Source organism: Bradyrhizobium sp. USDA 336 (assembly GCF_044908355.1).
GTDB classification, from domain to species: domain Bacteria; phylum Pseudomonadota; class Alphaproteobacteria; order Rhizobiales; family Xanthobacteraceae; genus Bradyrhizobium; species Bradyrhizobium yuanmingense.
In genome coordinates this window covers 5,411,701-5,424,728 of record NZ_JBIYDC010000002.1, presented here as the reverse complement: position 1 = coordinate 5,424,728, position 13,028 = coordinate 5,411,701, and the positions used below count along the sequence as shown (strand labels likewise).

At 65.0% G+C, this 13,028-nt stretch carries 9 protein-coding genes and 1 pseudogene; 5 read left to right on the top strand and 5 right to left on the bottom strand.

All coding sequences use genetic code 11. From position 1 onward, the window contains the following. Positions 1–93: 93 nt before the first annotated feature. From ABIA45_RS26455 to ABIA45_RS26440, 4 genes are all read right to left on the bottom strand, one after another. Positions 94–1,218, bottom strand: a complete 1,125-nt coding sequence (locus tag ABIA45_RS26455) for a CaiB/BaiF CoA transferase family protein (RefSeq protein ID WP_404654346.1) — start codon at positions 1,216–1,218, stop codon at positions 94–96. 307 nt (positions 1,219–1,525) lie between these two features. Continuing rightward, a complete protein-coding gene (locus ABIA45_RS26450) occupies positions 1,526–2,326 on the bottom strand; it encodes an FAD binding domain-containing protein (RefSeq protein ID WP_404654344.1) in 801 nt (266 codons plus the stop codon). 13 nt (positions 2,327–2,339) lie between these two features. Beyond that, positions 2,340–4,682 carry a xanthine dehydrogenase family protein molybdopterin-binding subunit gene (locus ABIA45_RS26445; protein WP_157287013.1) on the bottom strand — a complete coding sequence of 781 codons (2,343 nt, stop codon included), beginning with the start codon at positions 4,680–4,682 and terminating at the stop codon, positions 2,340–2,342. Between the two features lie 84 nt (positions 4,683–4,766). Then, positions 4,767–5,252, bottom strand: coding sequence for a (2Fe-2S)-binding protein (locus tag ABIA45_RS26440; RefSeq protein WP_225143293.1), 486 nt, complete (start codon positions 5,250–5,252; stop codon positions 4,767–4,769). A 697-nt stretch (positions 5,253–5,949) separates the two neighbouring features. Here ABIA45_RS26440 and ABIA45_RS26435 point away from each other — a divergent pair. The 5 genes and pseudogenes from ABIA45_RS26435 (at position 5,950) to ABIA45_RS26415 (ending at position 11,533) form a co-directional block, all read left to right on the top strand. Next, on the top strand, positions 5,950–6,393 hold the full coding sequence (locus ABIA45_RS26435) for a carbon monoxide dehydrogenase subunit G (RefSeq protein ID WP_404654341.1): 444 nt from the start codon (positions 5,950–5,952) through the stop codon (positions 6,391–6,393). A 413-nt stretch (positions 6,394–6,806) separates the two neighbouring features. Continuing rightward, positions 6,807–8,522: a PQQ-dependent methanol/ethanol family dehydrogenase gene (locus ABIA45_RS26430; RefSeq protein WP_063822491.1), complete on the top strand. Its 1,716-nt coding sequence runs from the start codon at positions 6,807–6,809 to the stop codon at positions 8,520–8,522. 167 nt (positions 8,523–8,689) lie between these two features. Beyond that, positions 8,690–9,877, top strand: coding sequence for a c-type cytochrome (locus ABIA45_RS26425; RefSeq protein ID WP_271539770.1), 1,188 nt, complete (start codon positions 8,690–8,692; stop codon positions 9,875–9,877). A 153-nt stretch (positions 9,878–10,030) separates the two neighbouring features. Next, positions 10,031–10,723: a response regulator transcription factor gene (locus ABIA45_RS26420; RefSeq protein ID WP_271539832.1), complete on the top strand. Its 693-nt coding sequence runs from the start codon at positions 10,031–10,033 to the stop codon at positions 10,721–10,723. A gap of 115 nt (positions 10,724–10,838) precedes the next feature. Next, positions 10,839–11,533, top strand: a pseudogene (locus tag ABIA45_RS26415) (response regulator). 142 nt (positions 11,534–11,675) lie between these two features. Here the strand turns inward: ABIA45_RS26415 and ABIA45_RS26410 are convergent. Beyond that, a complete protein-coding gene (locus tag ABIA45_RS26410) occupies positions 11,676–13,025 on the bottom strand; it encodes an ATP-binding protein (RefSeq protein WP_404655752.1) in 1,350 nt (449 codons plus the stop codon). Between the last annotated feature and the right edge of the window lie 3 nt (positions 13,026–13,028).

Here is a 13,028-nt window from a genome sequence, read left to right as displayed (position 1 = left end):
TGGGCACGGCGCTTCGCGCCCTTGCCCACCCTACGCGACTGTGGATATGGATCCCGGGCTCGCGCTCCGCGCGCCCCGGGATGACCGCGGAAATTACTTCGGCGCCTTCCACGCGTTCATCACCGCTCCGATTTCCGCCGCCTCCGGCTCGCGCGCGGCCGACGGCGTGCGCGAGAATCGCGGCGCAGGGGCCGGCTGTTTCACGCCGTGACGCTCGATGAAGACGTTGCGGGCGACCATGTGCGGATGCTGTGTCGCCTCAGACATGGTTAGCACCGGCGCGAAGCAGATGTCGGTGCCTTCCATGATCTTGCACCAGTCCTCGCGCGTCTTGCTCTTGAACACGGCCTTCAGCTTCTCCTTCAGCGCCGGCCAGGCCTTGCGGTCCATCTGTGCGTCGAAATCGGCGTCGGTGAGGCCGGCGTGCTCGCGCAGCAGCGCGTAGAATTGCGGCTCGATCGAGCCGATCGAGACGAAGTGCCCGCAGGCGCATTCGTAGACGCCGTAGAAATGCGCGCCGCCGTCGAGGAGGTTCTGGTTGCGCACTTCGGTCCAGCGTCCCATCGTGGTCATGTCGAAGAAGAACGACATCAGCGAGGCCGCGCCGTCGCACATCGCCGCGTCCACCACCTGGCCCTTGCCCGATTTCTGCGCTTCCAGAAGCGCCGCGAGCACGCCGACGACGAGATAGAGCGCACCGCCGCCGAAATCGCCGACCAAATTGAGCGGCGGCACCGGCGCTTCTTTCGTGCCGATCGCGGCGAGTGCGCCGGTGATGGAGATGTAATTGATGTCGTGACCGGCGGCGTTGGCGAGCGGACCTTCCTGGCCCCAGCCGGTCATGCGGCCATAGACCAGCTTCGGGTTGCGTGCGAGCACGACGTCCGGCCCGAGGCCGAGCCGCTCCATCACACCGGGGCGAAAACCCTCGACCAGCGCGTCCGCGCTCGCGAGCAGATCCAATACTTGCGCGATCGCCGCCTTGTCCTTGAGGTCGAGCTCGATCACCTTGCGGCCGCGCCCGGCCACCGACTTCATGCTCTTCTTGGCGCCGACGCGGTCGAGGGTGACGACGTCGGCGCCCATGTCGGCCAGCATCATGCAGGCGAACGGACCGGGCCCGATGCCGGCGAATTCGACGATGCGGAAGCCCGAGAGCGGGCCGGAAGCGCGGACGGAGGAGCCTTCTGGTTTTTCTTGGGCTGGTTTGTCGAGCACGTTGTTGTTTCCTCGGGTCGCGGGCGCATGCCGGCGTCGGCAATTGCCTCTGACGTTTCTTCTGTTGAGCGAGTTAATCGGCCGATTAACTTTTCTCGCCTTCACGCCAGCGAGGCAAGCGGTTTTCATGCCGCACGGCCAAAATAAAGCGGCGCGCACCAAAGTGCGCGCCGCGGAAAATTTGCGTGGAGACGCTACAGCATGATCCGGAAAAGTGCGTAGCGGTTTTCCGAAAGGATCATGCTGGAACAATAACCTAAAGCGCGATGACGATTCATCCCAATCGCATCGCGCTTTAGCCGAACCGTCAGCGCGCAGCGGCGACCGCGCGTTGTGCCATCACCTTGATCAGATTGGCGCGATACTCCGCCGTGCCGTGGATGTCGGCCAGCAATCCGTTCGCCGAAATCGTCACGCTGTCGATCGCCGACGGCGACCAGTTCGCCTTCAGCGCCGCCTCGATCGCGCCCACCCGCATCACGCCGGTTTGTGAGGCGCCGGTGGCGGCGACCCGCACCTCGCCCGACTTGGTCTGCGCCACGAACACGCCGGTGAGCGCAAAGCGCGAGGCCGGATGCCGCATCTTCTCGTAGCCTGCCTTCGCCGGCACCGGGAATGACACGGCGGTGATGATCTCGCCGTCTTCCAGCGCCGTCGTGAACAGGCCCTGGAAGAAATCATCCGCCGCAATCGACCGCTTGTTGGTCTTCACGGTGGCGCCGAGCGCGAGCAGCGCCGCCGGGAAATCCGCAGCCGGATCGTTGTTGGCGATCGAGCCGCCGATCGTGCCGCGATAACGCACGGCGGGGTCGCCGAGCACCGAGGTGAGATAGGCGATCGCGGGGATCGCCTGCTTCACATCGGCATTCGTCATGATGTCGTAATAGGTCGTCGCCGCCTTGATGGTCAGCGTGTCGCCCGACAGCTCGACGCCCTGCAGCTCCTTGATCCTGCCGAGGTCGATGACGTCGGAGGGACCTGCGAGGCGCTGCTTCATGACCGGCAGCAGCGTCTGACCGCCGGCGAGGAACTTCGACTCGCTGCCTTTTGCGAACAGGCTGGCGGCCTCGTCGATTGAGGAGGCGCGATGATAGGTGGTCTGGTACATCTTCGGTCCTCCCTTAAGCCGCGTGGATCGTGCGCCACACCCGGTCCGGGGTTGCGGGCATTTCCAGGTTGTTCTTGCCGATCGCATCCGTGATCGCGTTGATCACGGCCGCCGATGCGCCGATCGCGCCGGCCTCACCGCAACCCTTGATGCCCAAGGGATTGCCCGGGCAGAGCGTCGTGGTGTGGGACAGGTTGAACGACGGCACGTCGTCGGCGCGCGGCATGGCGTAATCCATGAACGAGGCCGTGACCGGCTGGCCGTTGGCATCATAGATCGCATGCTCGAGCAACGCCTGCCCGATGCCCTGCACAAGGCCGCCATGGACCTGGCCCTCGACGATCATCGGGTTGATCAGCCGGCCGAAATCGTCGGCCGCGACGAAGTTGACGAAGGAGGTCTTGCCGGTGCCGGGATCGACCTCGAGCTCGCAGATATAGGCGCCGGCCGGGAAGGTGAAGTTGGTCGGGTCGTAGAAGGCGCTCTCCTTCAAACCCGGCTCCATCCCGTCAGGCAGGTTGTGCGCGGTGTAGGCCGCGAGCGCGACCATCGGTAGGGCGATCGCCTTGTCGGTGCCTGTTACCTTGAACTCGCCGTTCTCGATGACGATGTCGGCCTCCGACGCCTCCAGCGCATGCGCGGCGATCTTCTTGGCCTTGGATTCCATCTTCTCCATCGCCTTCAGGATCGCGGTGAGGCCGACGGCCGCCGAGCGCGAGCCGTAGGTGCCCATGCCGAACTGGACCTTGTCGGTGTCGCCATGGACGATCGAGACTTGGCTGATCGGAACGCCCAGGCGCTCCGCGACGAGCTGGCAGAACGTGGTCTCGTGACCCTGGCCGTGGCTGTGCGAGCCGGTGAGGATCTCGATGGTGCCGACAGGGTTGACGCGCACCTCGGCCGATTCCCACAAGCCGACGCCGGCGCCCAGGCTGCCGACCGCCTTCGACGGCGCGATGCCGCAGGCCTCGATGTAGCAGGACACGCCGATGCCGCGCAGCTTGCCGTCGGCTTTCGCCTTGGCCTTGCGGGCAGGGAAGCCGGCATAGTCGATCGCCTTCATCGCCGCATCGAGGGAAGCGTTGAAGTCGCCGGTGTCGTAGGCCATGATGACAGGCGTCTGGTGCGGGAACTGGGTGATGAAGTTGGTCCGGCGCAACTGGGCCGGATCGACGTTCAGCTGCCGCGCCGCCGTCTCCATCAACCGTTCGATCAGATAGCTCGCCTCGGGCCGGCCCGCGCCGCGATAAGCATCGACCGGCGTGGTGTTGGTGTAGACCCCGATCACCTCGGCATGGATCGCCGGGATGTTGTACTGGCCCGACAGCAGCGTCGCGTAGAGATAGGTCGGCACCGAGGACGAGAACAGCGACATGTAGGCGCCGAAATTGGCGTAGGTCTTCACCTTGAGGCCGATGATCTTGTTGTTGGCGTCGAAGGCCATCTCGGCATGGGTGATGTGATCGCGGCCATGCGCGTCGGTGAGGAAGGCTTCGGTCCGGTCGCCGGTCCACTTGACGGGACGGCCGACTTTCTTCGAGGCCCACAGCGCCACCATCTCCTCGGGATAGATGAAGATCTTGGAGCCGAAGCCGCCGCCGACGTCGGGCGCGATCACGCGCAGCTTGTGCTCGGGGGCGATGTTGTAGAACGCCGAGAGCACGAGACGCGCGACGTGCGGGTTCTGCGACGTCGTATAGAGCGTGAAGTGCTCCTCCGCGGTGTCGTAATCGGCGATCGCCGCGCGCGGCTCCATCGCATTCGGCGCGAGGCGGTTGTTGGTGACGTCGAGCTTCACCACATTGGCGGCTTTCGAGAAGGCGGCATTCACCGCGCCCTCGTCGCCGATCACCCAATCATAGACCTGGTTGCCGGGAGCCTCGGGATGAAGCTGCGGCGCGCCGGGCTTGATGGCGGCGTGCATGTCGGCGACCGCGGGAAGCTCCTCGTAGTCGACCACGACGGCTTCCGCCGCGTCGCGCGCGAGATTCTTGCTGTCGGCGATCACGACTGCGACCGCCTGCCCGACGAAGCGCACCGTCTCCGGCGCCATCGCCGGCCATGCGCCCATCTTCATCGGGCTGCCGTCCTTGGAGGTGATGGCCCAGCCGCAGATCAGGTTGCCGACCTTGTCGTCGACCAGTTGCTGTCCGGTGAGCACGGCGACCACGCCCGGCATCTTCAGCGCCGCGGACGAGTCGATCTTCTTGACCTTGGCGTGCGCGTGCGGGCTGCGGATGAAATAGGCATGGGTCATTCCCGTCAACTTGATGTCGTCGACGTAACGGCCCTTGCCGGTAATGAAACGCTTGTCTTCCTTGCGCACGACGCGTGCGCCGATGCCTTCAACACCCATGTCTGGTCCTCCCGACCGGAAATTTCCTTGATCGCGCCGTCCAACGACGGCTGCGACGGTTGTTCTTGTTTCGAGGCGCGCCGCTTACTCGGCCGCCTGCGAGACCTTCATGCGGCCGGCGGCGTCCAGCACCGCCTTGACGATGTTGTGATAGCCGGTGCAGCGACAGATATTGCCTTCGAGCTCGGTGCGGACGGTCGCCTCGTCGAGCTGTCCACCATGGCGGTGCACGATGTCGATCGCCGACATGATCATGCCCGGCGTGCAATAGCCGCACTGCAGGCCGTGATTGTCGCGGAAGGCGGCCTGCATCGGGTGCAGTTCGTCGCCCTTGGCGATGCCCTCGATCGTGGTGACGTTGGCGCCGTCGGCCTGCCCCGCCAGCATGGTGCAGGATTTCACCGCGCGGCCGTCCATGTGCACGACGCAGGCGCCACATTGGCTCGTGTCGCAGCCGACATGGGTCCCGGTCAGGTTGAGGTGATCGCGCAGGAGCTGGACCAGCAGCGTGCGGTCCTCGACATCGACAGCAACGGCCTTGCCGTTGACCGTCAGTTTGACTGTAGACACTTGAAGTCCTCCCAAAGTGATTTTGATTGGTTCTAATTAGAGACAGCGCAAACGAAACTTTGCAACTGGGTTTTTGCTGAACGCGGTCATGGAAGGGTCATCGTGGTGACGGTCGCCGATCTGCGATCCGGCCACGACGTCTCGTGCCGCCGCCATCACGTGCTGCGACATTGTGGGAGACACACGGAAAGTCGCAGCTAGCATCTGCGATGGCGTGCTCGCTGCCGCCGCAATAGGCGCGTGAGCTGGTCGCGCGTGCCGTGGTCATCTCGCCGCTTGCCCTGGACCTAGGCCCGGTCGGGCGTCGTTCCTCCCTTGAATGCCGTGCTCGTTGCGCGAATAGGAGCATGCGCCCCCGCCTTTGTAATCGCGATCTTGGTAGTAGGACGAGACAGCTTAAGCCATTGATTTTGCTTACGGCGATGCAGCGAAGTGCCGCCGCCAAGCCGCGTCGGGCAGGACAGTCCACTCCGTCATTCCGGGGCCCGAGCGGAGCGAGGGAGCCCGGAATCCATCGGGCCGCAGAGTCCGCGGGGAAATGGATTCCGGGTTCGCGCCAAGAGGCGCGCCCCGGAATGACATCGCGTGAATGAGAGGTCCGAAAAGCAGCACTAGTACTTCCTGGCGATTGAACGCAGCCGCCCGTCCCCCTAGTCGAGCCGTACAGGCAACGGCAACAAGGGTGGAAGCGATGCAGATGAACGACAGTCAGCGGATCCCGGCGTCGAAGGCAAAGGTCTGGGCCGCGCTCAACGATCCCGAAATTCTCAGGCGCTGCATTCCCGGCTGCCAATCGCTCGAGATGGCGTCGCCGACCGAAATGACGGCGACGGTGGTGCTGAAGGTCGGTCCGGTGAAGGCGACGTTCAGCGGCAAGGTGACGCTGACCGATATCGATGCGCCCAACGGCTATCGCATCGTCGGCGAAGGCGCCGGCGGCGTCGCCGGCTTTGCCAAGGGCGGCGCGAAGGTCAGGCTGGAGGAAGAAGCCCCTGATGTCACCATCCTGCACTACGAGGCCGACGCGCAGATCGGCGGCAAGCTCGCGCAGCTCGGCTCGCGGCTGATCGACTCGACGTCGCGAAAACTCGCCGCGAGCTTCTTCGAAAGTTTTGCCGGCGTGGTAGCGCCATTATCGTGATCGATGCGCGATGCCGCCTGAATTCGGCGATGCAATTCTAGGTGCCGTAGGGTGCGCAAAGCGAAGCGTGCCCACGACTCTTCATGATCGAGAGAGGTGGTGGGCACGGCGCGCGAGAAGCGCGCCTTTGCCCACCCTACGGCAGTGAACGCTGCGGCTTCCGCTCGCGGCGCGATGCTGCCTAAGTTCGATGACGCATTTCGAACAGCAAAACAAGGGCAAGACGCAAGGCGCGACAACGAGATGAGCGGCGAAAGCCGCCGATGATTTGCACTACTACCTTCCGCCTATACTAAGCGCGAAACGGCGATGCTGTAATTTCGAACGATGGCTCGCAGGCGAACTGCGCATCACGAGCGCAGTGCGCTCAGGCGCCCAACGAGGCGTGCACAACAACATCGCGGAGGGAATACATGACCTTTGGAACGAAGGGCTTCTTGGCCGGCATCTCCATGATTGCGATGCTCGCCGCCGTTACACCGGGCGTTCGCGCCAACGATTCGGTGCTCAAGGCGCAATCCGATTCGAATCAATGGGCCGTTGCCGGCCACGATTACGGCAACACGCGCTTCAGCCCGCTCAAGCAGATCAACACCGAGAACGCCGGCAAGCTGACCCTCGCTTACTCCTTCTCGCTGGCGTCGCTGCGTTCGAACGAATCCTCGCCGATCGTCATCGGCAACACGCTCTACGTTTCGAGCTCGTGGGGTCCGAAATACGTCTATGCGCTCGATGCCGCGACGGGGCAGCGCAAATGGACTTGGGAGCCCGATATTCCCGAGGACGTGCTGCAATACGCCTGCTGCGACGTGAACAGCCGCGGCGTCTCCTATGCCGACGGCAAGATCTTCGTCGGCCGCCTCGACGGCAAGCTGACCGCGCTCGATGCCGCGACGGGCAAGTCGCTGTGGACGGCAAAGGTGGTCGACTACAAGCAGGGCTCGGTCATCACCTCGCCGCCGCTCGTCGTGCGCGACAAGGTCATCACCGGTTTCGGCGGCGGCGAATACGGCGTGCGCGGCGCGCTGCTGGCCTTCGACATCAACACCGGCAAGCAGGTGTGGCAGACCTACACCGTTCCGTCCCCCGACGAGCCCGGCGGCGATTCCTGGAAGGGCGACTCCGCCCAGCATGGCGGCGGCGCAGCCTGGCTGGTCGGTTCCTACGATCCGAAGACCGACACGGTCTATTGGGGCACCAGCAATCCGGCCCCGTGGAACACGGCGGTGCGTTCGACCGGCGACGGCAATTTCGGCAAGCTGACCAACCTCTACACCGCCTCGACGCTCGCGCTCGATCCCAACACCGGCAAGATCAAGTGGCACATCCAGACCACGCCGGCCGACGCCTGGGACTATGACGGCGTCAACGAAGCCGTGCTCGCGGATCTCAAGATCGGCGGCAGCACCGTTCCGACGCTGATGAAGGCCGACCGCAACGGCTTCTTCTTCGTCGCCAACCGTGAGACCGGTAAGGTGTTGTCGGCGGAGAAATACGTGTTCTCCAACTGGGCCAAGAAGTGGGACGTCGCCACGATGCGCGCGGTCGAGGATCCCGACAAGCGTCCCGGGCCGGGCCATCCCGCCAAGGACATCTGCCCGAACCTGATCGGCGGCAAGAACTGGCAGCCGATGTCGTTCAACCCGCAGACCGGCCTCGTCTACATCCCCTCCAACAACGTCTGCATGGACTGGTCGGTCAGCGACGTCACTTACAAGCGCGGCGTGTTCTATCTCGGCGCCGAATTCCCGACCAAGGAAGGCCCCGGCGGCTTCCTCGGCGAGCTCGTGGCCTGGGATCCGGTCGCGCAGAAGAAGGTCTGGTCGATCAAGGAAGACCTGCCCTTCAACGGCGGCACGCTGACCACCGGCGGCGGCCTCGTGTTTGCCGGCAACATCCATGGCGACTTCCGCGCCATCGATGCGAAGTCCGGCAAGGTGCTGTGGAGCAAGAATCTCGGCTCCGGCATCGGCGCAGGCCCGGTGACCTATCAGGTCGACGGCAAGCAATATGTCGCCATCGTCGTCGGCCGCACCGCTGCGCTGCCTGCGTTCCTGGGCGAGGTAGGAAAGAAGATGACGGCCGCAGCCCCCGAGGGCGGCTCGCTCTTCGTGTTCTCCGTCCAGTGACAACTCGCGCGCGTATCCTCGAGGTGACGGGATACGCGCGCGCTTTCTCCGGACTTTAGCTGCGGCATCGGCCGATGCCTGGTGCCGCCGCGCCTGGCCCAACAAGCTCCGGCGCAACAACGGCAACGCCAAGAGAAACGTCAAGCGAAACGCCAAGGGAGACGAGGATGCGTCCGAATCATTCCGCCACCGGTGCGAGCCGACATCGCGCCATCGCAGCCCTGCTCGCATGCGCTACTGCTGTGCTGATCGTTCCGGCCTCGCAGCTGCAGGCCGACGAGGCGCAGCCGTTCCGTCTCTGCGCCGATCCGACCAACCTGCCATTCTCGAGCGACAGCTCGTCGAAGCCGGGCTTCTACGTCGAGATCGGACAAGCCCTGGCGCAGGCGCTCGGCCGGCCGATCGCCTATGACTGGTACAAATCCTATTTCGGCAAGCGCACGGTGCGGGTCACGCTGCTCGGCAAGCAATGCGACGCCATGATCGGGCTGCCGCGGTCCGCAGATTTCATGGGCCCGGCCGTGATCTTCTCCGACACCTTCGCCAAGGAGGGCTATGCCCTCGTCGCCGCCAAGGAATCTGCGAGGGGCGCGGTGATCGGCGGCATCGACGGCCTCAAGGGCAAGCGCGTCGCCGTGCAGTTCGCCAGCACGCCGCAAAACCTGCTCGCCAGCCGCGACGATATCCAGAAGGTGACGGTGCTGTCGCCCGAGGAGGGCATGCAGGCGCTCGACCAGGGAAGGGCCGACGTCGCCTTCATCTGGGGACCGGTTGCCGGCTGGCTCAACAAGACCAGCTACGACGGCCGCTACCAGATCGAGCTCACCGAGGGCGAGGGCCTGTCATGGGATGCCGCCATCGGCTTTGCCAAGACCTCGACCGAGCTGCGCGACCGCGTCAATGCCGTGCTGCCGCAGCTTCAGGGCAAGATCGGCGAGCTCGCCGTGAAATACGGTTTGCCCGGCGGCGCGCCGGTTCGCTTCGGCGCGGCACCGACGCCGGTGACGACGGGCACGGGAAGCGGAGCCGTCGCCCAGGTCGCCAATGTCGTGGCGACCGAGACCAAGGGCGATGCGGTCGCGCCGGGCCTTGAGGCCGTCGGTGCGGGCAAGGAGATCTTCAACGGAACCTGCGCGCACTGCCACGGTCCCGATGCGATCCAGAGCGAGCGCAAGATCGATCTGCGGCTGCTGCGTCACCGCTACGGCGACGAGATGCGCGAGAAATATTTGACCACCGTGCAGGAGGGACGGCCGAACAAGGGCATGCCGGCCTGGAAGGAGGTCTACACCGAGGACCAGGTCAACAGCATCTATTCCTTCCTGCTGACGGTCCAGGTCGAATCGAACGATTGAACGGTCTTGACCGAACCCGATCGGGAGGATGTGGTAGCGTTCATCCGGCGCCATCCCGGTGCCGGATTGATGCCGGATGGTTCCGCCTCTTCCGCTACGGCGGCGGATGCCCGTACGGTGCAGCATTCGGCGGTGCAGTCCTGTGAAGGCGCCATGACCAGCTTCCTGATCATCGACGATCATCCGCTGTTTCGCGAGGCCCTCGGTAATGCGGTGCGGCTGGCTCTGCCGGAGGCGCGGATCTTCGAGGCGATGTCGATCGAGGACGCCCTTCACATCCTGACGGCCGAGGAGGGCGAGGGCATCGACCTCGCGCTGCTCGACCTCCTGCTGCCCGATGCGACCGGCTTCTCCGGCTTCCTGCGCTTGCGCGAGGCCCATCCACGCCTGCCCGTCGCCATCGTGTCGAGCGAGGAGGACCAGCGCGTCGTTCGCGAGGCGCTGGAGCTTGGGGCCGCGGGTTTTCTGCCGAAGTCGCTGTCGAAGCGCGAGCTGGCGCAGTCGATCGAGGGCGTGCTGAACGGATCGGTGTCGGTGCCGAAGGATTTCGTGGCAACGTCGCAGCGGCGCCGGGCCGAGGCCAGCAAGGCGCTCGAGGTCAAGCTGCGCGAGCTCACGCCGCAACAGCTTCGCGTGCTCGATCTGCTGCGGCGCGGCTATCCGAACCGGCAGATCGGCCAGGAGCTTCAGCTCGCCGAATCCACGGTGAAGGCGCATATCACCGAAATTCTGCGCAAGCTCGGCCTGTTCAGCCGCAACAAGGCGATCATCGAGATCGGCAAGGTGGACCTGCCGGATCCCAAGGCCCGGCCTTATGCGCGGGCCGACCGCGGGCGGCCGCAATGACGCGCAATATCCTGCTTGATTTGGATCAAGCCGGTCTGGTCCGGCTGCGACATTCTCGTTTCGGCGTCGAACCCTTCGATCATCTGGCCAATCAACCGAGAATGGCTCACGCGTGATGCGATTTCTGATCGTCGAAGACCATCCGTTGTTTCGCGAAGCCTTGGAGGGCGCGCTCCAGATGGCGGCGCCGGCGGCCGAGATCCTTCAGGCGACGTCGATCGACGGTGCGCTCGAGCAGGCCGCGGCGGCTGCCGAGCTCGACCTCATCCTGCTCGATCTGTCAATGCCGGGCACCACGGGCCTTTCGGCATCATCCGCATCCGCAAGGCCTTTCCCAGGATTCCCGTCGTCATCGTATCCGGGCATCAGGATCCGCAGATCATAGCCGGCGCCTTGTCGCTCGGCGTCTCCGGCTACATCCTGAAATCGTCCTCCAAGCAGGAGTTGGCGCAGTCGATCGGCGAGGTGCTGCGCGGTGCGGTCTGTGTCCCGGCCGCCTATCGCGGGCTCGTCCGCCCGCAACGCGCCGCCGGCCCGGCGCAGGATCTGCTGAAACGCCTGCACGAGCTGACGCCGCAGCAATTGCGCGTGCTCGAAATGCTCAAGCGCGGCCTGCAGAACAAGCAGATCGCCTTCGAGCTGAACATCTCCGAGACCACGGTGAAGGTCCACGTCTCCGACATCCTGCGCAAGCTCAACGTGCTCAGCCGCACCAAGGCCATCGTCGAAATGTCCCGGATCGATTTCGCGACCTTGGCCGGCGAGGGGACTCCGGGGCGGCGCGAGCATGCCCCGCCGGATCAGCAGTGATTTTTATTTGCCGCTTTTTGGCCATGCGGGGCGCGTCACGGCCGGCAGGTAACTCATTGAAACGTCAAAGCCATAGCATGCTGTAAGATGCTACCGGTACTGTGCATGGGGTTGTTTTACGACTTGATGTGCGCCGCGCCCTTCAGCTCAGCAGGAACGACAGCAGCGCCCGCATCTCGGCCGGCTTGATCGGCTTCTTCAGCACTTCGAGGCCCTGGAGGCTCGCCTGCTTCGCCGCCTGTTCGGAATAATCGGCGGTGATGATCATGGCGGGGGTGTCGAGCTTCAAATGCTCCCGCACCTCGGTGATGGCCGACAGGCCGCTTTCGCCGTGATCGAGATGGAGGTCCGCGATCACGACATCGGGCGCGCCGCCGAGCTCGCTGAGGCGCACGAGCGCGTCCGCACCCGATCGCGTCGTCGCAACGTCGCAGCCCCATCCCTCCAGCAGCGCGGCCATCGCCTCCGAGCCGTTCGGATCGTTCTCGATCAGCAGGATCTTGGCGCCTTCGAGCCCGCTGTAATCGTAGTGCCGCGCGGCGGGCGCCTGCACCTCGTCGGCGACCTCGGCGAGGTCGGCCGGCTCCAGCTCCAGGGTGAAGGTCGATCCCCTGCCGAGCTGTGACGACAGCCGCACCTCGTGCCCGAGCTCGCTGGCGAAGCGGCGGACGATGGAGAGGCCGAGCCCGAAGCCGGCCTGGTCGGCCGCATTGGCATCGCCGCGCTGGAACTCGCGGAAGATCGCCTCCTGCTGCGCCTGCGCGATCCCGGGTCCGGTGTCGGAGACCTGGACGCAGATCTGCCCGCCGCGCGGCCGGCATCCCATCACGACGCCGCCGCTGCGGGTATAGCGAATGGCATTGGCGAGCAGGTTCTGCAGGATCCGCCGCAGCATCATCGCATCCGACATCACCGCGAGCCGAGCGGGGCGAATGCGCAAGGACAGGCCTTGCCGCGCGGCGATCGGCTCGAACTCGTTGCGGAGCTGCTCGAATAGCGGCGCCAGCGCGATCGCGCGCACGTCGGGCTTGAGCGCGCCGGAATCGAGCTTGGCGATCTCCAGCAGCGAGCGCAGCAGGTCCTCCAGCATCACCAGCGAGCGGCTGGCCTGGTCGATCAGCACGCCCGCTTCCTGCGACTCCATCATCTCCGTCAGCGCGGACAGGGTCAGGCGCGCCGCGTTGAGCGGCTGCAACAGATCGTGGGTGACCGAGATCAGCACCGAGGATTTCAGAGAGCTTGCCGCCTCCGCCTGCTGCTTGGCGCGGTAGAGACCCTCATTGGCGCGCTCGACCGAATGCAGCGCTTCGCGCAATTGGTGCGTCCGGTCGCGAACCTTGTGGTCGAGCGCAATGGCGGTTTCGAACAATGAAAAGGCGTTGAGCTGCTGGTCCATCGAGCGCTCGACGCGCGACATCAGCGCGGCATTGATCTTCCTCAGCTTGGCGGCCTCGCGCCTGAGCTGGTCGACCGCATCGGGGCCCTGCCACATGTC